This window comes from Rheinheimera sp. (assembly GCF_030690345.1).
Taxonomy (GTDB): Bacteria; Pseudomonadota; Gammaproteobacteria; order Enterobacterales; family Alteromonadaceae; genus Alishewanella.
This window is the reverse complement of sequence record NZ_JAUYGV010000006.1, coordinates 608,122-627,688: the sequence shown is the minus strand read 5'-3', so window position 1 is coordinate 627,688 and position 19,567 is coordinate 608,122. Positions and strand designations below refer to the sequence as shown.

The following is a 19,567-nucleotide window of genomic DNA, read 5'->3' as shown; positions in this document are numbered from 1 at the left end:
GGCATTTCGCCACTCAGTGCGCGTTGGTTTGCCAGCCCAGCGCATGGACAATGCGGTTGCGCATCGAATGCCAGTGGTTTTTTGGCAAGGTAGGCGCTTGCGCCAGAATATCGTCAAAATTAATGCTGCAGCCCTCACGCGGCGGCAGATGGGCAAAATACAGTTGGTTGGGTTGTAAGCTATTAACCCGTTTCAGTGATTGTTTATATTGATTGGGATGACACACCGGGTATGGCGGTACCAAACGCTTTTTTACCGAGACAATTAAATCGGCAATATACAGCTGCTTGGTGGGGGTATGCAGTAACGACAGGTCATGATCAGTATGGCCCGGCGTGTACACCACCTGCCAGTCAGGAAAAGTTGGCAACTGCTGTTCGTCCAGCAACAACATGTCTGGTTTCAAGATCGGGTTGTACCAAATATGGCGCTTAGGTTTACCCAAGCGGCTGGCTACCCACCAGGTCAAGCTGACATCGATAAGATGCGCGGTGCGGCCAAGCACTCCGGCGTACCAGCGCGGCGCTTTGGGGTGACAGGCAATTCGGGCACCGGTTAAGCGCCGCAGTTTATGCGCACCGCCGGCGTGGTCCGGGTGCATATGAGTCACCACCACCAACTTAAGGTCGCTCAGCGAACGGCCAAGTTGCTGCTGAATAAAATCAGCTACGGTAGACACGTCAGCGCGACTACAGCCATCTAACAGCAATAAGCCGGCCTTGTCTTCGACCAGATAAATACGCTGAATATAGCCTTCAATAATGTGTAGCTGCATGTGTTTGTGGATACCGACAATTAAAACCAACTGGTCCGACATTACCTAAGCTAAGACCACTTTACCAGCAGCAATTTACGCATAAACTACCGATTTAACATCAGCCCTTGGCTTTTACCGGCGCAGCGCTTAAGGTAGTAACACTATATAAAAATGATGGAGTTACTATGCGCTGGTCCCTATTAAGTTTGGCTTTATTACCGCTGTTACACACGCCGAACGCACAGGCAGAACAACGGCCACAGCTAAGCAAGCAGATTGAGCAGGTAATGCCAAAGGTGATCAGCTGGCGCCGTGATATTCACCAGCACCCTGAGTTGTCTAACCGTGAAGTACGCACGGCCGCCAAAGTAGCGGCGCATTTGGAAAAACTCGGCCTGGAAGTACGCACCGGCGTTGCCCATATCGGCGTGGTGGGTATTTTAAAGGGCGGTAAAGACGGCCCGGTAGTGGCGCTGCGTGCCGATATGGACGCACTGCCGGTGACCGAGCAAACCGGTTTAGCCTTTGCCTCAGAAGTAGTCAGCGAGTTTAACGGCCAGCAAACCGGCGTTATGCATGCCTGCGGCCACGATGCTCATGTTGCTATGCTAATGGGCGCCGCTGAAGTGCTGGCTAAACAACAAGCCGATATTGCCGGCACTATTATGTTTGTGTTTCAACCGGCCGAAGAAGGCCCGCCAGCCGGTGAGGAAGGCGGTGCTAAGATGATGCTGGCCGAGGGATTATTTGCCAACCCTACCCCGTCGGCGATTTTTGGCCTGCATGTTTGGCCGGGCGAGCCTGGCCAGCTGCAGGTAAAAACCGAAGGTATAATGGCGGCAGCTGATAGCTTTCAGATCACCGTCAAAGGTAAACAGGTGCATGGCTCCAGCCCCTGGCGTGGCATAGACCCGATTAACGTTACCGGCCAGCTGATTAACGCGATAAACCTTATTCCGGCGCGGCAGATTGATGTCACCAAAGCACCGGCTGTGGTGTCGTTTGGTCAGGTGCATGGTGGTATCCGCTGGAATATTATTCCCGATGACGTAAAGCTGGAAGGTACCATTCGCACCTTTGACAGTGAGATGCGCGAAGATTTAATTGCCCGCATGGCGCACACCAGTGAGCATATTGCCAAAGCCAGCGGCGCTGAGGCCGACTTTCATGTGCATAACTTCGCCGCCGTGACCTGGAATGACCCGGCATTAACTAACTGGGCAATGCCAAGCTTGCAATGGGCCGCAGGCGATAAAGGCGTGGCGTCGATTAAGCCGATTACCGGCGCCGAAGACTTCTCGTTTTACCAGCAGCAAATTCCGGGCGTATTTTTCTTTCTAGGTATCTCGCCCGACGGTAAACCCCTTAGCGAAGTGCCGCCAAACCACTCACCCATGTTTGATGTTAACGAAGACGCTTTGGTAAACGGTGTGCGGGCGTTAACCGGTTTAGCGCTGGATTACTTAGCCAAGCCGCCGACACTTGAGCAATAAGGAGCTAACCATGACCACACCGTGCCGCTGCCACTGGGTTGACCTTAGCAAACCGGATTACGTTGCCTACCATGATACCGAGTGGGGCGTGCCGGTATATGACGACAACAAGCTGTTTGAGTTTTTAACCCTGGAAGCCGCTCAGGCCGGGCTTAGCTGGTACACAGTGCTGAAAAAACGCGATAACTACCGCACCGCCTTTGCCAATTTTGACCCGGTGCAGGTAGCGGCGTTTGATGAGGCCAAAGCGGCAGAGCTGCTGCAAAACCCCGGCATTATCCGTAACCGGTTGAAGGTAGCCGCCGCCATCAATAATGCCGCCCGATTTTTGGAAATACAGGCCGAATTTGGCAGCTTTAGTAACTATCAGTGGCGCTTTGTAAAGGGCGCACCGCAGTTCAACAGTATTGCCGGCCCTGGCGATTACCGCGCTACCAGCCCGGAGTCGGACGCGATGAGTAAAGACTTAAAAAAACGCGGCTTTAAGTTTGTCGGCTCTACCATTATTTACGCCCATATGCAGGCCTGCGGTATGGTGAATGATCATCACAATGATTGTTTTCGTAAACACAGTAATTAAAGCGGTGTCGCCCGGGCGTAAAGTCACGGCTAAAAATTACCACTGAGTGCGATCACCAGGCTGGGATCACTGCGCTCCAGGCTGTAATAGCGATACGCCACTGCATTGCTGCGATCCGGCATAAAAACGTCGCGCTGATACTTATAGCCGACGCCGAACAGGTTGTTTATTGCTATATCCAGTGTCAAACCACGGCGCAGGCTGAACTCGGCGTAGATATCGGTAGTCGCGTTGTTTTTCTGGCGGTAAACCTCATCCGGATAAAATGCCGTTTCAATATTGGCAAAATCTATCAACAAGCCCCAAGCATAGCCGTCAGCGTTCTTTCTCAGCTCAATGTCACCACTGTGGGGTGTTAGCCAGGAAATAGCGCGGTTACCGGTCAATGGATCCGCATAGCGGGCGTCGCGAAAACTGTACTGCAGTGTTATTTCACTGCCCTGCACTAACCAGTGGCTGCTCAGGTTAAGCTTGATATCGGCTCCGCTGTAACTTGCCCGGCCAGCGTTTGCTATGCCCCACGCTTCTGCATCAAACTGTACAAACTCATGAATATCATCAATTTTATGCCAGAATAGCTGTGTATTGAGCGCCCAATCAGCGCTCATGCCGTAATTTAACTCATAGCTCAGTTCCAGCCTTTGCTGCGGCTTTAGCTGAGCATTGCCGGCTTGCTCGCGGCCGAAATCGTTATCCAGCCCGGCAATAAAGTCGGCAAAGTCCAGCTGTTCAACCTTACGCTGCAGCGTAAAGGTCGATTGCAGGCCGTTTTTAGCCTGGTGGCTTAATTTAATTAACGGCTTTACATAACGGTTTTGCGTTTGATAATACTGCTGAGTTTCACTTTGCAGCGTGGCGTATTCACCGGTTAATTTAGCATACCATTGCCAATGGTCATTCAGCTGTACTTTGCTGGCTATGTAAGGCTCGGCCCGGTATTCCCGCACTGTGGTCGTTAACATGCCCTGCACCAGCGTGTTGGCGTCCAGCCGGTTCAGGCTAAGCTCGAACCCCAATTCAGGCTGCCACCACAGCGTGGCTTGTTGGCTACTGAACTTTATTACTTGTTCAGTGAGTGTTTTACGCTGGCTAAACAGCTCAGTGCTATTGTTATCTTGCTCTGCGGTACCTGTCTGCGAGTGATAGTCTGAACGCTGCCGGCGGTATAGCCCGCTAACTTGCCATAACCAGCCATCGTCGTCATTTGCCTGTTGTTGCCAGTCCAGGCCCAACTCGAACTGCTGCTGTTTATTTCGGCTATCGATGATTTCTGTTTCTACTGCAGTATTTTGCTGCCAATTTCGCCGGTAGCGCTCCTGATAACCTTGCTCCTGCCATTGGCTATTGAGCTGCAAGTAACTATTGCGCAGCGGCCTGGCAGAGGTTATCGCAAGATTGCTGTCTTTTGTGCTGTCGCTGTAATCTTCGCTACCGCTAAGGTAAGGGCTATTATCCGCGCCGGTGTGAAAAAACCGGCTGTGGCTTTGCAGCAAATCCTTTTCGCGTCTGACTTGCAGTTGATGATCCCAGCCGTGCCAGCCAGTGCTGCTTTGTAGCGATAAGGTTTGCGGTTGCTGCATACCTAAAGCAGACCCTGCTGCTATGCGCCAGCTGATTGGGCGCTGCACAGTATGCCGCAGCAGATTGATCACCTGAGTATACTGACTGGCCGCTGTAAACGGGTGCCCCGCCAGATACACTTCCATGGCACCAAGTTGACTGACAGGCATCCCGGCCAGCATATCTGCCAGAGATTGCGATTTGTTAAGCACAGGTAAGCCATTAATCAGCACATTACCGCTGGCATTACTCAGGCCGCGCTGGCTGTTTGAGTCAATAAACCGAAAGCCGGCGACTTGCTCAATAATATCCAGCACCGACTGGCCGGACATTTGTGCCAGCTCAGTCTGGCTATAGTGGGTATTGGTTTCGGCACTTACCTGCTGCAACGCAGCCATCAGGCAAACAACCATAACCGGGATTACTCGTTTACAACGTAACATAAACTCTCTGCTGTTTCCCATTAGACAGCGCTATTAGAGTAAATCGCTAAGGCTCACTCAAGGCTAAAGTGTTGACTGGTAAGGCCCGGGGATGAATGAACCGGCTGCTGTACAACCATCAGCAGGCTGAGGGATAAACGGACCAGGGTTAACATAGCCGCTATTTGTGCGGCTTATGCGGCTTATGCGGCTTATGCAGCGTTTTGCAAACGAGCCCTGACCGCCTGCTTATGCGCCTTACTGAGCGCAACCACCCGGCCACTTTTAAGCTCGACAAAGCCACTGCCGGAAGATTTTAACCTTACACTGGCGATATGCTGAATATTGACCAGATGGGCGCGGTGGGTGCGAATAAACATCTGCTGCGGTAGCTGAGTTTCGATATCTTTCAGCGTGGCCCGCTTAAGCCAGCTACGCTCAGCTGTGCAGACTTCGACATAATTACTGGCAGCGTTAATTTGGATGATGTCTTCACAGGGCAGTTGAATAGTCCCTGTTGGCTGTTCAATAGCCAACGTTTGGCAGTGAATGCCGTCAGACTGTTTTAACTGTACTGGTGGCAGAGCAACGTACCGGTGCCAAATATAAACATTGATAAAGATAACCACCGGATGCACAGGAGCGAAATACAACAAGCTGTAGGCAATACTGTCGTTAAGCACGATTAAATCAAATAGTGCCTGATACAGCATGGTATTGAGAAATATCAGCGCGCAAATTTGCAGATAGCGGCGATTGTTTAACTTATGTTTGGCAGCAGACTGACTTAACAGCCGAAATAACAACGGCGTAAACAGCAACCACAGGCCCCACTCCTGCAACGCCCACAGTGGATAATTATTGAGTTTATTACTGTCAGGCACCCACAGATCATGCAGGGTATCTATCAAGCTTAAAAATATGATCACCCCACTCCAACCGAGTAAGGATACCAACCACTCTTGACGAAGTTGCTTGTCCATTGCGCCTCTAAATCCCAAATAACTATCTGATCACACCCAAAAGCAAGCATAGGGCTAATGTTGAACCAGGCTATATTACTTAATTGCAGGGCTTTATTAAAACTGAATCTTTTTGACCTTATTGCAGACTTGTTGGTCTTACTACACACTTATCAAAAACGCCACTATTTACCAGCCAGATAATTACCGGGGTCAATATAAAACATCTTTTTATAGCCCTGGCTGCTGCTATCTATCGCCCAAGGTGCCGGAATTAGCCTGACGATAGAATAATGTAAATGTGGCGGCTTGCCTTTGGCATTGCCGCTGTCCCCCACTGCGCCTATAACCTCACCTGCCCTTACCGCTGTAAAACTGCTGACAGCTATGCGGCTAAGGTGCGAAAAATAATGCAGCCGCCATTTCGGCCCCAGCACTAATATTACCTTACCGCCTTTGGCAATTTCGCCCTGATATAACACTAAACCAGTTGTAGTGCTGATTACGGCAGTACCCTTGTGAGCGAAAATATCGATACCTTTGTGCACACCAGAGCTGCCCCAGGGCTCATACCAGAAAGAATCGGGGTGCCAGTCACGCGACGCGGCGCCGGCTACAGGCATGCTGATCCGCTCCGGCATTATAAAGCCGGCTATCAATAACAGCGCCGGTAATAGCAGTAAATAGCGTTTTATTTTCATAACGCAGATATAAAGCAGCGTACGTTAACCGGGAATTAACGTGGCCGGTGACAAAGCCATTTTACTGCCGGTTTATCCCGCGCGGTTACTGTCTGCCATGCTTATTGGTTGGCAGCGGAACCATTGATATGTTGCTGTAACAAATTGTCTGTCAGGCCGGACTCTTTCGCTTGCTGTAAAAAGGTATTCAACTTAGGTAGTAATGGCTGCCACTCTAATGATAAAGCCAGCGTCATGCCGGTTTCATCCACCACATAATCCGAGCGGTATAACTCAGCATCGGCAAACTGATGCAGCTTTAGCCACTGCGCCACATGCTCGTTCAGGTAAGCAAAATCACAGCGGCCATTTACCAGCATATTCATTTGATCAAATTCGCTGTCAGAATCCAGCCGCAATAGCCGGCCGCTGTTCAGCGCCTCTTGCAGACCGGTATAAACATAATGCCGGCGCAAACAAATGGTGCTGTTTTTTAACGCATGCAACGCCTGCAACTTTTGCGGTTGCATAGTGTAGATAAAATCACGGTGAGTTATTACGGCGCTGCTATACAGTGCTTTTTCCGGCTGCTTGCTCCATTTTTCGGCCAGCACCATCATACCTATCTCGCCGTCGTACAGCTTAAGCTCGGCACGTTGGCGGTTGTCTTCAACATAATTGACCTGAATATCATTGGCAGAAAAAAACTGATTCAGCAGTTCAGGTATAACACCGCGCACCGGGCTGGCCGCGTCAGACTTGTACATATACGGTGGCACTTGCGGGTAGTAAATCCCTACGTTAATGCTTTGCGCCGGTTCAGCAGCCCATACGCTGCTGCCAGCTAAAGCTAACAGCAATAACCCCGCTTTCACTACTTTGCTCATGTTTTCAGGCCCTGCCAATTCCATGGCTTATTTATGTAATCGCTTACTGAGGTACAGACTATAACTATAGGGCCAAATTGTGACAATGGTTTTATTGCCGCCAGGCGGCGGTTAAACCGGTTTAATATTGCGCTTTTTTTTCGTATTAGCGTTGTTGCCATGCACCAGCTCAGGCGGCAAGCTAAAAGAGAAACTACTGCCTTTGCCCGGCTCGCTGAAAATCATCAGCCGGCTGTTGTGACGTGACAGTACGTGCTTCACTATCGCCAGGCCAAGGCCGGTACCGCCGGTATTGCGGGCGCGGGCTTCATCAACGCGGTAGAAGCGCTCGGTTAAGCGTTTTACATGCTGTGGCGCTATACCCGGGCCGTTATCATTGACCGAAAATACCGCTTTTAAGTGTTGCCGCTGCCAGCTGACATAAATATCACCGCCGTTTTGCGTGTACTTAATGGCATTAATCACCAGATTAGAAAAAGCGCTGCGTAGCTCTTCCGTTACTCCGGTGACTTTCAGCTGTGGATCTATGTCGAACACCAGTTGATGCTGTTTGTCACGGTTTACCGCCTGGGCTTCCTGCTCCAACTGCACCAGCATGGCCGGTACGTCTACTTCATCGTCAAACTGCACCCGCGCTGAGGCTTCAATACGCGATAATGTCAGCAGTTGCTGCACCAGCGCATCCATACGTTTGGTTTGGTCCAGCATCACATTATGGGCTTTTTTCCACATGGCTTTATCCGGCAGGTGCTCATCATCCATCACCTCCAGGTAGCCCTGCAATACGGTAAGCGGGGTTCGCAGCTCATGCGATACGTTGGCGACAAAGTCTTTACGGATTTGCTCCAGTTGCTTCAGCTGGGTAATGTCACGCACTATCAACAGGTACTGCTCTACACCATAGGCCATAATATTAAACTCCAGCGTTAACTGGTCGTTTACCGGTGAGGGCAGCTCTATCGGCAGCTCGAATTTACCTGCTTTGAGATACTGTAAAAAATCCGGATGGCGGATCAGGTTATCCAACCGCTGGCCTTCATCGGCCGGCCAATGCAAACCCGCCAGAATCTGCGCCAGCTTGTTGCTCCAGATAATGCTCCAGTCGCGGTGCATTACCACAACGGCTTCCGGCAGGGCTTCGGCACCGTCACGAAAGCGGCGTACTACGTTGCGCAGTTCACGCCTTTTACGCCGGTCACGCCGCTGCAGGTAGTAAATGCCTTCGAATAAGTGGCCCCAAATACCTTCGCTGATCGGCGGCGATAGCTTGCGGTCGCGCCACAGCCATTTGTCCATAACAAACAAATTATGGTAATGCCACAGCAACAGCGCCACGGTGAATATCAGCAACGCCAGCAGCAAGCTGTTGGAAACCAAGCCAACCAGGGCAATAAAACAGTAAAAAAGGAAGAGCTTTATGTACACCTTCCTTTTGGATAACAGCTGACGCATAGCGTTGGTATATAACCTTACTTGGCAGAGAAACGGTAGCCGGAGCCCCGCACGGTTTGCACTAATCTATCATGTCCGGCAATAGAAATCGCTTTGCGCAGGCGGCGGATATGCACATCAACAGTGCGGTCTTCCACATACACATTAGTGCCCCATACATGGTCCAGCAACTGTTCGCGGCTGTATACCCGCTCCGGATGGGTCATAAAGAAATGCAGTAAACGAAACTCGGTTGGCCCCATATCCAGTGCCTGATCGGAAGCCATCACACGGTGCGATACCGGGTCCAGCTTTAAGCCCTGCACTTCTATTACTTCGTCCAGGCTGGTTGGCGCCACGCGGCGGATCACCGCTTTAATACGTGCCATCAGTTCTTTCGGTGAAAACGGTTTGGTAACGTAGTCGTCGGCGCCGACTTCAAGGCCGCGTACTTTGTCTTCTTCCTCACCGCGGGCGGTGATCATAATAATCGGGATATTGCGCGTCAGCTCGTGTTGTTTCATTTTTTTCGCGATCTGAATACCGCTGCCGCCGGGCAACATCCAATCCAGTAACACTAAATCCGGGTAGGGTTCCATCAGGGCATTAATTGCCGAATCATAATCTTCAGCTGTTGTTGCCTGATAACCATTTTGTTCCAGTACAAAACACAACATATCGCGGATCGGGGCTTCATCTTCCACCACCAGGATCTTTCTTGCCATAGCATCCACCACACTCTGTTACCCGGCTACTGTGCCGGCACTGTTCTAACTATCTACTGCGCATAGTATTGCTGCAGTTTATGACATTTTTATGAAAACACACGGTTAATCTTTGCTCATCCGGCCTCAGCGCAAAAGTAACGCAAATAAAATACATAATTCACAAAATTTAAACATCAGCTGTGGCGTATCCCGTGACACTTAGATGAATTTTTTTTGACAGTCGCGCTGCCACCCCAATGTTAACAGCTGCTGCTGTGACCGTAATATGACAGCCGCAAAAGTGTAATAAAAGCGTCATTTCCCTGTTGTAGGGTGCACCCAACTTATTACGCACGACCTATAACAACTCAATGGAGAGATGGTAATGGCTTTACGCAAACTATTAAAACTAAGCGCGATAGCGTCAGCACTGGCACTGGCTGGCTGTGGTGGCGACTTGGTAGTGAATGCTGGTGGCGATGACAACGGTAATGGCGGCACGCCACCACCAACTGCAGATTGCCCTGCCTTTGCCACTGAAGGCAGCAGCCTTGCAGGTGTAGATAAAACCGTATGTGAAATCAGCGGCACCATTACCAGCGATACCCGTTTAACCGCCGATATCGCCTGGTCATTAAGCGGCAAGGTTACTGTAGGTAATGACAACGCCGATAGCGCTACTTTAACTATCGAGCCTGGTACTTATGTATTTGGTAAAAGCGGCGCTGATTACTTAGTAGTTGCCCGTGGTTCAAAAATCCAGGCGGTGGGTACAGTAAATGCACCTATCGTAATGACATCGGTTAACGATATGCTGGGTTTGTCGGATGAAGAATCTACCGCTGAATGGGGTGGCCTGGTATTGCTGGGTAATGCACCGAGTAACAAATGTGATCAGGCTGCACTGGAAAGCTGTGAAATTCAGGCCGAAGGCGAAGCCGGCCCATACGGCGGCGCAGATGAAGATGATGACAGCGGTGCACTGAAATATGTGCAGGTGCGTTATGCCGGTTTTGAAGTTATTCCGGATAACGAGCTGAACGGTATTACCTTTGCCGGTGTTGGTCGTGGTACAGAAGTGGAATATATCCAGGTACATAATAACCTGGATGACGGTGTGGAATTCTTCGGCGGTACAGTAGATGCCAAGTATGTAGTATTAACCGGCAACCGCGACGATTCACTGGATTGGGCAGATGGCTGGAGCGGCCGTATGCAGCATGTATTAGTACGCCACAATCCAAATGATACTAAAGCTAACCGTGGTATTGAAGCCGATAACCAGTCAGGTAACTTTACTGCTGAGCCGGTATCCAAGCCACGTATCGCCAATATGACCATTATTGGTAATAACTTTGATGGCGAAGACGATTCAGAAGGTGTGTTGCTGCGCGCTGGTACCGCCGGTGAATTATACAACTTCATCATTACCGGCCCGGCGGGTATGGGTGAGTGCTTTGAAATCAACAGTGATGAGTCTGTTACCAATGCCGGTAACGGTGAAATCATCTTCCGTAACTCCATTATCGACTGCGCTGAACCATTTAAAAACTCTGTCGACGACAATGATGTGGAAACCCTGGACGCTGATGCCTGGTTCCGCGACCAACCCGGCAATATCGTTGGTGATGCATTATTAGGTGGCTATGTACCGGCACCAAATTCGCCGGCTTTAGGCGGCGGCTATAACGTAGCCAATAACGTTGACGCCTGGTTTGACAACGTTGACTATATCGGCGCTTTTGACGGCACAGAAGACTGGACTGTCGGCTGGACAGTTGGCATACACCCGGAAGATGACTTAGCGGCTTGCCCTGCCGGCACCAACGAAGTAAACAGCTTAACCGGCCGCTTAAACTGCCAGTTAACCGGCGATATTACCACTAACATCACGCTGGCTGCCGGTGCAGACTATGTATTAGATGGTCGTGTACGTATCGGTGTTGATAACACTACCGCTGCTACTTTAACCGTGCAACCTGGCGTAACCATCTTCGGTAAATCAGGTGCTGATTTCCTTGTGGTAACCCGCGGCTCGAAAATTGAAGCCAACGGCACGGCCACTAACCCTATAGTAATGACGTCTGTACAGGATGTTATCGGTTCACCAACGGCTGCCGGCCAATGGGGTGGCCTGGTATTACTGGGTAAAGCTCCCAGCACTAAGTGCGCTGATCAGGCCGATTTAGACAGCTGCTTAGTTGAAGCTGAAGGTAACGCCGGTCCTTACGGTGGCGGCGATTGGGAAGACAACAGTGGCACACTAAACTACGTAGTAGTAAAACACGCCGGCTTTGAAGTTATCCCGGACAACGAGTTAAACGGTATTACTTTCGCCGGTGTTGGTTCAGGTACTCAGTGTTCAAATATTCAGGTACATCAGAACGTGGATGACGGCATTGAAATGTTCGGTGGCGCCGTTAACTGTAAAAACGTGGTACTGACTTCGAACGGTGATGACTCAGTAGATTGGGCCGATGGCTATCGCGGTAAGCTGCAATTTGTGCTGGTAAAACACGGCGCAGATGACTCTAAATCTAACCGCGGTATTGAAGCGGATAACCAGTCCAACAATCTGACTGCTACACCGGTATCTAACCCGACTATCGCCAATATGACCATTATTGGTAATAACTTTGACGGTGAGGATGACTCTGAAGGGGTAATACTGCGCGCCGGTACCAATGCCAAGCTACATAACTTTGTTATCACCGGCCCTGCCGGCATGGGCGAATGTCTGGAGCTTGATTCAACCGAAACTAAAGCTTTCGCTATCGATGGCTCTTTGGAAATGACCAATTCGGTTCTTGCCTGTAACGAACCTACCGTGGGCGACCTGGGTAACGGCACCACCACAGAGCAATGGTTCCTGGCTCAAGACGGTAACAGTCTGGCCGCTAACCAGGCCGCGGTACTGGACGGTATCTTTACTATCGATACAACGGCGCCAAAAGATATGACTGCGGTAGATGATTTCTTTGAAGCAGTAGACTTTATCGGTGCAGTAGATGCCGCTAATGACTGGACTGCAGGCTGGGCCGTCGGTTTAGACGACTAACAGCAACAAACACTGCCGGGTTTTGCCTGGCAGTGTTTTTTTATTCCACTGCATTGAGCCCGCCAGTTAGCGGTTTGGTGCAACGCAGAAGTAACAGTACAAGCTGATAGGACAAAGTTCAGATGAGCAGCATGCAAAAGTTTAATTTCAGTCGTGTTGGCCGCAGTGTGTTGCTGGCCCTTAGCACGGCAACCGCGCTGGTGTCGCTGGGCGCTGTAGCGCAGGAAACACAGCCACAACCGGCACAAAATGAAGAAGATGTTGAACGTATTTCTGTATCCGGCCGTCTGATGAGTTCAGCCGCCTCTGCCGCAGCAGAGCGTCGTGAGCAACCTTATGTTGCCGAACTGCTTGGCATGGAGCAAATTTCGCGCGCCGGTGACAGCAATGCCGCCACCGCACTGCGCCGTGTAACCGGTTTAACCCTGGTAAAAGATAAGTTTATTTATGTGCGTGGTTTAGGCGAGCGCTACTCCAGCACCTTGCTTAACGGCGCCCTGGTACCAAGCCCGGACCCTACCCGTAATGTTATTCCGCTGGATATGTTTCCGGCCGGTATTATTGAAAGCTTAGTGGTACAAAAAGCCTATTCGCCGGAACTGCCGGCAGCCTTTGGTGGCGGTAATGTGAATATCCGCACCGCAGCCATTCCGCTGCAAACCAGTTTTAATATCTCTGTTGGTACCGGCTATAACAGCCTGAACAGCGACGACGGCTTTGATTATGCCGGTGGCGGCGATGACTGGCGCGGCAAAGATGATGGCTTACGCGGTATTTCACCTGACCTGGCAGCCGCTCAGGCCCAATACGGCATTTTAACTCCGGTTAATATTGCTGAAGCTTTAGGTGGCATTAACGCCGACAACCTCGCGCAGGCAGATACCATAGTACGCGAGCTGGGTACGGCCTTTAACCGCGATATTGATATCAGCCGCAAAAGCGTAAAGCCGGATTTTGACGGCAGTGTGTCCTTTGGCGACCGCTTTGAACTGGCGCAAAACGTGGTATTTGGCGTAATGACCGGCCTGAGTTATGACCGTTCAACGCAGAATATCGACGAGCAGGAACGTTATTACTCTGTGTCTGGTGCCAACCTGGTGCCGCTAAACCGTTATGACGATATTAAAGGTACCGAACATCAGGTAAAACTGTCCGGCATGCTGAACTTTGGTTTAGAGCTGGGCGTGGATCACCGCTTAGAAACGGCCACCATTTATCTGCGCGATACCAAAGACGAAATTAAAATTAAAAACGGCGACAGTATAGAGACGATAAACGAGAACAATCGCTCTAACACCGACACCTCTATATTGTATGAAGAACGTACCATGTTAAGTAATCAGGTACGTGGTAAACATAACTTTCCGTTCCTGATGGACTTAGCCGTAGACTGGCAGTATACCGACGCCAAAGCACGCCGCTATGCGCCGGGCGAAGTAGAATACCGCTACCTGAATGAAACTCAGGCTGATGGTTCCGTGACTTCTTTCCTGCGCCGTAACCAAAATGCGGTAAATTACAGCTTCGGCGATATGAAAGACAACACGGAAAACTTAAGCTGGAATGCCAAATTGCCATTGACGCTGGGTAAAGCCGAAATGACCTTAAGCGGCGGCTACAGCTACTTTGAACGTAACCGTAACGCGCAAACCGATCGTTTTAACTTTGACACCGTAGGTTACAGCCTTGAGCAGTTATCCGGCAGCTTCTCAGAGATTTTCTCAAACGACAATATTCTGGACGCAGCCAACGGCTTTAAGATCTCCAACGTGACTACACAAGCGGATGATTATCTGGCAGCACAGATGATTGATGCCGGCTATGGCGCACTGGAGCTGAACTACGATTACAAGTTCCGCCTGAACTTAGGCGTGCGTTATGAAGACTTTAAGCAAATTTCACTGCCGTTAACCGCAGATGGCGAAATCAGCGGCAATATCATCGACTCAGTATTACAGGAAGACGGCTTTTATCCGGCGTTATCCTTAACCTGGTTTATAAACGATGATTTACAAGCGCGGTTTGGTTACAGCCAGACAGTGGTGCGGCCGGACTTACGTGAAGTCACCCCGGTATTATACGTTGACCCGCTTACCGACTTTAAAGTAACCGGTTTTGCCGGCTTAAAAAGCACCGATATTACCAGCGTTGATGCCCGCTTAGAGTGGTACTACGACAACAGTAACTACAGTGTTGGCGTGTTCTACAAAGATCTGGATAACCCGATTGAAGCCATAGAGCTGTCCGGCTCTGACGGTAACCTGCTAATGTCGTTCCGCAATGCACAAAGCGGCAACCTGTACGGTATTGAAACTGAGTTTCTGCAACAGTTGGATATGTTTGGTGGTGACTTTGGCCAACTGGCTGATAACTTCTTTGTTGCCGGTAACCTGACAGTCAGTGAGTCAGAAATTAAAATCCAGTCATTCCCGGGCGCCGACCTGACTAATTTTGAGCGCGGGCTAAGCGGTCACTCAAAATATGTCGCTAACCTGCAACTGGGTTTTGACTCAGACAACAACCAGCACAACGCTACCTTTACCTACAACGTGTTTGGCAAACGCATTGCTTTTGCCGGTGTTAATGACAAAGACGATGCCTATGAGCAACCGTTTAACTCGCTGGATTTCACATACAGCTATACGCCACTGGAAAGTATGACAGTGAAACTGGGGCTGAAAAACCTGCTGGATGAAGATGTTGAAATTCTGCAGCAAGGTGAAGTACTGCAAAAACGTATCGAAGGCCAAAGCTATAGCTTAAGCTTCTCGTACAAATACTAAGCAGGTTACTGCTAACTCAAAACGCCGGCTGACAGCCGGCGTTTTTATTGCAAAGCAGATTACAACTTATGCTCAATTAAAACTTATGCTTGATACCCACCGCCAGGTAGTCACGGTCCGGTGTTGGCGTATCCAGGTTAAAACTGCTGTACCAGGCAAATAAAGTGGTATTTTTGCCGGCTTTATAATCGGCACCAACACTTATCGCATTGTCATCTTCCAGCGTCTGATACTGGGCTTTTAACTCAGTTTTACCCAGTGGATAAGCACCGCTTACCAACCAGCCATCTTGCTCCAGCCCGGTGATAATATCTTCCTGACGATGAAATATAGCGCCTAACCTGATACCTGATACTTTACCCAGAGCCTGTAAGCGCAGCGTATCGTAGCCATTTACCTCAGAATCGACTGCTACTGCTGCATAGAAGTTACTGTTTTTCAGGTTTTCATCACCATAATATACAGCGGCAGAGTATGCATCTTCAGCGTCAGCGGCATCTTCCATTACATAGGTTAAGTGCACACCAAAACCGTTATACGTAGGCGTGTAGTATGTGATGGAATCGCTGGCGCGTACTTCGCCTTTCCACAGGTTTTTTACGTCGGCTTCGTAATCACTGAATAAATCGATTTTACCCTGTGCATCTTTCAGTGCAGTATCGTGGCGGCCTAAACGGATTTCACCAAAGTTACCGGCCAGACCGACATACTGATTGCGCGAAGTGATGTTGTCACCGTCGCCGACATCAGCCAAATCCACGCCCCACTCCAGCTGATACACCAGGGTAAGACCGTCTTCCAGCGCATAATCGCCTTTTAAACCAAAACGTGAACTGTTACTTTTTAACTCCGAGAACCGGCCTTCGCCTTCATCTGTGGACTGCGCTGATACATTCAGCTGGCCATATAGTGTTACCGGCTCAGCTTGCGCTGTTGCTACGCCTGCTACTGCCATTATTAATGCTACTGATGTTTTTTTCATACTCTGCACCTGAGTTATTACCGGCTCATCGCTACTATCGTCAGCGGCCAGCTGTTGATGACGGCGTCATAATATGACCATTTCATGACAGTTAAATGACAAGATGGCATATTTATGACTTTTAAATGATGTTTTTATGACCACAGCCAAAATTTGAACTTTCTGAGGAAAAGTATGTATTAAATTAGCAGCATAGCCGGCAATCTGCCGTGTTCAGCTATAAAAAAAGGGGCTAAAGCCCCTTTTTTTGCAAAAAATGTTGTTTAACTGCGTTTTTTATCGACGACCTGCTGCAATTCTTCATCGCTAAGATGGGAAACATTGCGACCTAAACTGAGGAAAATAGCATGTTCGCAAATATTACGCCCGTGATCACCCACCCGCTCCAACGCTTTGGCAACTTGTGAAATCTGCAGACTGACACTGATTTGCTGGGCATCGTGCATCATGCTGTTGAGGCTGTGTTGTAAAATGCGGGCGTAATCATCATCGATGGCTTTATCTTCGCGCAATACCGCCAGCGCCGCTTCCGCGTCCATTTGCTCAAAAGACGCTAAAGCACGCTGCAACATCTGCAGTACTTTTTGTCCCATTTGCGCCAGTGCATCCAACTGTGATGTCGCCGGCCGGCTGTCAGGCTCTTCTTTTAACAAGGCTTTTGCAATACGTTTGGCTAAATCGCCTATACGCTCAACGTCGTTAATACTTTTTAATACGGCCAGTACCAGGCGTAAGTCACTGGCTGCCGGTTGCCGCCGTGCCAGTATATCCAGGCAGTGCTCGTCAATATCCACTTCGAAATTATTCACGCGCCGGTCAAAGTCTTTTACCTGTTGCGCCAGTTTCATATCTGCGGTGGTAAAAGCCGTCAACGCATCGACCAGCTGTTGCTGCGCCAGCTCTGCCATCTGCATTAAACGCGCTACTGCCTGCTGTAATTCTTCATCATAGGCCTGTGAATAATGGCCGCCGATTTTGCTATTTGGCATAATGCCGCTCTCCTGAATTAGTCTTCGCCACTATCCTGTCGCCGCTTAAATCCTGTCGCCGCTTAACAACACTTAACCATAGCGGCCGGTAATATAGTCTTCGGTGCGCTTTTGCTGCGGGTTAGTAAACACATCATTAGTATTGCCGATCTCGATAAGGTTACCCAGATGGAAGAAGGCAGTACGATCTGACACCCTGGCAGCTTGCTGCATATTGTGCGTGACAATAACGATGGTGAAGTTTTGCTTCAGCTCGTCAATCAACTCTTCAATAATAGAGGTAGCAATGGGATCCAGTGCCGAGCAAGGCTCATCCATCAGGATAACTTCCGGGCTTACTGCGATGCTGCGCGCAATACACAAACGTTGCTGCTGACCACCGGATAAACCGGTGCCGGGTTGGTCCAGCCGGTCTTTTACTTCATTCCACAAACCAGCGCGACGCAGACTGGACTCCACAATGTCATCCAGATCGGCTTTGCGCTCTGCCAGGCCGTGCAACTTCGGTCCGTAAGAGATGTTTTCGTAAATGGATTTCGGGAACGGGTTAGGTTTTTGGAACACCATGCCCACCTGCGCCCGCAGTTGCACCACGTCCAGTGCCGGCTCATGAATATCACGGCCATCAAGCAAAATACTGCCGGTAACACGGCAATGCTCTATGGTATCGTTCATCCGGTTCATACAACGTAAAAAGGTCGATTTACCACACCCCGACGGGCCGATAAAGGAGATAACCTCATTCTGATACACATCCATGCTGATGCCATGCAGCGCCTGATTATCGCCGTAAAACACCTTTACATCTGTAGCACTGATTTTTACCGGAGCTGAATTACTCATTTGTTTATCCGTTACCTTAAAATTAAATCTGTTGAGCGCGGTTTAATTAACGACTTGGGTTACCAGCGCTTCTCATATTTTTTCCGCAGCCAAATGGCCAGGCCGTTTAAGCTAATCATCATCAGCAGCAACACGATAATGGCGGCAGAGGTGCGGGCTTCAAAAAAGTTGCGCAACTCGTTGCCCTGCCACAGGTAAATTTGTACCGGCAAGGCACTGGCTTGCTCAAACGGTGAAGCCGGAATTGACGCGACAAAGGACTTCATGCCGATCAACAGCAATGGCGCAGTTTCGCCCAGTGCCTGGGCTACGCCAAGAATAGCACCGGTTAAAATACCGGGAATGGCCAGCGGTAACACATGGTGGAAAATAGCCTGCATCTTTGATGCACCCAGCCCAAGCGCCGCCTGACGGATAGACGGTGGTATTGCCTTTAATGTGGAGCGGGTAGCAATAATTACAGTGGGCAAGGTCATCAGTGATAACACCAGGCCACCGACAATAGGTGCTGACATCGGCAGGTTAAACCAGCCAATTAACACAGAGGCGCCAAGCAAACCAAACACTATCGACGGTACCGCCGCCAGGTTATTAATGTTTACTTCCACCAGGTCAGTAATTTTATTACGCGGTGCAAATTCTTCCAGGTAAATGGCCGCGGCCACCCCCATCGGTACCGCCAGCAGAATCACCACCAGCATCATGTAGAAAGAGCCCATAAAAGCACCGGCTAAACCGGCAGATGCCAGTGAGCTGCGCGAATCCGGGTTCATAAACAGTGCCAGGCTAAAGCGATTCTGAATAACACCATCGGCGGACAGCTTATCTACCCATTCACGCATTTTCGGGCTGAGCTGCTGTTGCCCATCCGGCAGACTGCGATCAATATTACCTTTTAACCAGACATCAATATTGGCATCCGTTAGCAGGTGCAGCGTGCGGGTTTGGCCAATAATTGACGGATCTGCTACCACCATATCGCGCAGTGCAAAACGCTCGCCTGAGGTCACCACCCGCGCCAGATCGCGCCGGTGCTTGTTTGCATCGGGCAGGATTTTTTGCAAGCTGTCGGTGATCAGCCGGTTAAAGTTAACAAAGCCAATTTCGGTCTGCCATTCAATATGCCGCTGACGGAAATCGTTATCAGACTCGTCGTCACGCTGCTGTGGCATCGGCGGGATCTTAATGATCTGCGGATCGAAGTAGATATCCAGCGTAATGGCCGACTGCCAGAATGCCGGTAATCCTTTGGAGAAAATATTGATAAACAACACCGCAACCAGCCCGAGGCTGATCAGTACCGCTGTCAGCCCCAAACGGCGGAACAGATTTTCTTTACGGTGCCGGCGGTTAAGCGACGCTATTACCTTTTGTTGCACCTGGCTGGGCGCTGCAACAGCTTTAATCGGGTTTTCTGCAATAATGGTCATAAC

At 49.9% G+C, this 19,567-nt stretch carries 15 protein-coding genes; 4 read left to right on the top strand and 11 right to left on the bottom strand.

Going from position 1 to position 19,567, the window contains the following annotated elements:
• Positions 1–13 precede the first annotated feature (13 nt).
• Positions 14–817, bottom strand: coding sequence for an MBL fold metallo-hydrolase (locus tag Q8O77_RS07430; RefSeq protein ID WP_305552221.1), 804 nt, complete (start codon positions 815–817; stop codon positions 14–16).
• Positions 818–942: 125 nt separating this feature from the next.
• On the opposite strand from Q8O77_RS07430, the gene Q8O77_RS07425 reads away from it, so the two are divergent.
• Positions 943–2,250 carry an amidohydrolase gene (locus tag Q8O77_RS07425; RefSeq protein ID WP_305552220.1) on the top strand — a complete coding sequence of 436 codons (1,308 nt, stop codon included), beginning with the start codon at positions 943–945 and terminating at the stop codon, positions 2,248–2,250.
• Between the two features lie 10 nt (positions 2,251–2,260).
• The gene (locus Q8O77_RS07420; protein ID WP_305552219.1) at positions 2,261–2,830 is read left to right on the top strand and encodes a DNA-3-methyladenine glycosylase I; all 570 of its coding nucleotides are present in this window, start codon (positions 2,261–2,263) and stop codon (positions 2,828–2,830) included.
• Positions 2,831–2,859: 29 nt separating this feature from the next.
• Here Q8O77_RS07420 and Q8O77_RS07415 read toward each other — a convergent pair whose 3' ends face one another.
• The 6 genes from Q8O77_RS07415 to phoB form a co-directional block, all read right to left on the bottom strand.
• Positions 2,860–4,788, bottom strand: a complete 1,929-nt coding sequence (locus Q8O77_RS07415) for a TonB-dependent receptor (RefSeq protein ID WP_305552218.1) — start codon at positions 4,786–4,788, stop codon at positions 2,860–2,862.
• Positions 4,789–5,024: 236 nt separating this feature from the next.
• The gene (locus tag Q8O77_RS07410; protein ID WP_305552217.1) at positions 5,025–5,795 is read right to left on the bottom strand and encodes a LytTR family DNA-binding domain-containing protein; all 771 of its coding nucleotides are present in this window, start codon (positions 5,793–5,795) and stop codon (positions 5,025–5,027) included.
• Between the two features lie 164 nt (positions 5,796–5,959).
• Positions 5,960–6,397, bottom strand: coding sequence for a M23 family metallopeptidase (locus Q8O77_RS07405; RefSeq protein ID WP_305552216.1), 438 nt, complete (start codon positions 6,395–6,397; stop codon positions 5,960–5,962).
• 179 nt (positions 6,398–6,576) lie between these two features.
• A complete protein-coding gene (locus tag Q8O77_RS07400; RefSeq protein WP_305552215.1) occupies positions 6,577–7,341 on the bottom strand; it encodes an ABC transporter substrate-binding protein in 765 nt (254 codons plus the stop codon).
• A gap of 111 nt (positions 7,342–7,452) precedes the next feature.
• Positions 7,453–8,793, bottom strand: coding sequence for a phosphate regulon sensor histidine kinase PhoR (gene phoR, locus Q8O77_RS07395; protein ID WP_305552214.1), 1,341 nt, complete (start codon positions 8,791–8,793; stop codon positions 7,453–7,455).
• Between the two features lie 17 nt (positions 8,794–8,810).
• The gene (gene phoB / locus Q8O77_RS07390; protein ID WP_305552213.1) at positions 8,811–9,497 is read right to left on the bottom strand and encodes a phosphate regulon transcriptional regulator PhoB; all 687 of its coding nucleotides are present in this window, start codon (positions 9,495–9,497) and stop codon (positions 8,811–8,813) included.
• Between the two features lie 367 nt (positions 9,498–9,864).
• On the opposite strand from phoB, the gene Q8O77_RS07385 reads away from it, so the two are divergent.
• A complete protein-coding gene (locus tag Q8O77_RS07385; protein WP_305552212.1) occupies positions 9,865–12,537 on the top strand; it encodes a hypothetical protein in 2,673 nt (890 codons plus the stop codon).
• 122 nt (positions 12,538–12,659) lie between these two features.
• On the top strand, positions 12,660–15,320 hold the full coding sequence (locus Q8O77_RS07380) for a TonB-dependent receptor domain-containing protein (protein WP_305552211.1): 2,661 nt from the start codon (positions 12,660–12,662) through the stop codon (positions 15,318–15,320).
• A gap of 76 nt (positions 15,321–15,396) precedes the next feature.
• On the opposite strand, the gene Q8O77_RS07375 is transcribed toward Q8O77_RS07380, so the two are convergent.
• The 4 genes from Q8O77_RS07375 to pstA form a co-directional block, all read right to left on the bottom strand.
• Positions 15,397–16,302 carry a porin gene (locus Q8O77_RS07375; RefSeq protein ID WP_305552210.1) on the bottom strand — a complete coding sequence of 302 codons (906 nt, stop codon included), beginning with the start codon at positions 16,300–16,302 and terminating at the stop codon, positions 15,397–15,399.
• Between the two features lie 263 nt (positions 16,303–16,565).
• Complete coding sequence (phoU, locus tag Q8O77_RS07370; protein WP_305552209.1) at positions 16,566–17,291, bottom strand: phosphate signaling complex protein PhoU; 726 nt, start codon at positions 17,289–17,291, stop codon at positions 16,566–16,568.
• A gap of 72 nt (positions 17,292–17,363) precedes the next feature.
• Entirely contained in the window at positions 17,364–18,134 is a 771-nt protein-coding gene (pstB, locus tag Q8O77_RS07365) for a phosphate ABC transporter ATP-binding protein PstB (RefSeq protein WP_305552208.1), read from the bottom strand.
• A gap of 59 nt (positions 18,135–18,193) precedes the next feature.
• Positions 18,194–19,564, bottom strand: coding sequence for a phosphate ABC transporter permease PstA (gene pstA, locus Q8O77_RS07360; protein WP_305552207.1), 1,371 nt, complete (start codon positions 19,562–19,564; stop codon positions 18,194–18,196).
• Positions 19,565–19,567 lie beyond the last annotated feature (3 nt).

Excerpts from the sequence above, each read along its gene's own strand:
- pstB (WP_305552208.1), bottom strand. The coding sequence starts at position 18,134 with ATGAGTAATTCAGCTCCGGTAAAAATCAGTGCTACAGATGTAAAGGTG.
- Q8O77_RS07375 (WP_305552210.1), bottom strand. The coding sequence starts at position 16,302 with ATGAAAAAAACATCAGTAGCATTAATAATGGCAGTAGCAGGCGTAGCA.
- phoU (WP_305552209.1), bottom strand. The coding sequence starts at position 17,291 with ATGCCAAATAGCAAAATCGGCGGCCATTATTCACAGGCCTATGATGAA.
- Q8O77_RS07385 (WP_305552212.1), top strand. The coding sequence starts at position 9,865 with ATGGCTTTACGCAAACTATTAAAACTAAGCGCGATAGCGTCAGCACTG.
- Q8O77_RS07410 (WP_305552217.1), bottom strand. The coding sequence starts at position 5,795 with ATGGACAAGCAACTTCGTCAAGAGTGGTTGGTATCCTTACTCGGTTGG.
- Q8O77_RS07400 (WP_305552215.1), bottom strand. The coding sequence starts at position 7,341 with ATGAGCAAAGTAGTGAAAGCGGGGTTATTGCTGTTAGCTTTAGCTGGC.
- Q8O77_RS07380 (WP_305552211.1), top strand. The coding sequence starts at position 12,660 with ATGAGCAGCATGCAAAAGTTTAATTTCAGTCGTGTTGGCCGCAGTGTG.
- phoR (WP_305552214.1), bottom strand. The coding sequence starts at position 8,793 with ATGCGTCAGCTGTTATCCAAAAGGAAGGTGTACATAAAGCTCTTCCTT.
- Q8O77_RS07415 (WP_305552218.1), bottom strand. The coding sequence starts at position 4,788 with ATGGCTGCGTTGCAGCAGGTAAGTGCCGAAACCAATACCCACTATAGC.
- Q8O77_RS07430 (WP_305552221.1), bottom strand. The coding sequence starts at position 817 with ATGTCGGACCAGTTGGTTTTAATTGTCGGTATCCACAAACACATGCAG.
- Q8O77_RS07425 (WP_305552220.1), top strand. The coding sequence starts at position 943 with ATGCGCTGGTCCCTATTAAGTTTGGCTTTATTACCGCTGTTACACACG.
- Q8O77_RS07420 (WP_305552219.1), top strand. The coding sequence starts at position 2,261 with ATGACCACACCGTGCCGCTGCCACTGGGTTGACCTTAGCAAACCGGAT.
- Q8O77_RS07405 (WP_305552216.1), bottom strand. The coding sequence starts at position 6,397 with ATGCCTGTAGCCGGCGCCGCGTCGCGTGACTGGCACCCCGATTCTTTC.
- phoB (WP_305552213.1), bottom strand. The coding sequence starts at position 9,497 with ATGGCAAGAAAGATCCTGGTGGTGGAAGATGAAGCCCCGATCCGCGAT.
- pstA (WP_305552207.1), bottom strand. The coding sequence starts at position 19,564 with ATGACCATTATTGCAGAAAACCCGATTAAAGCTGTTGCAGCGCCCAGC.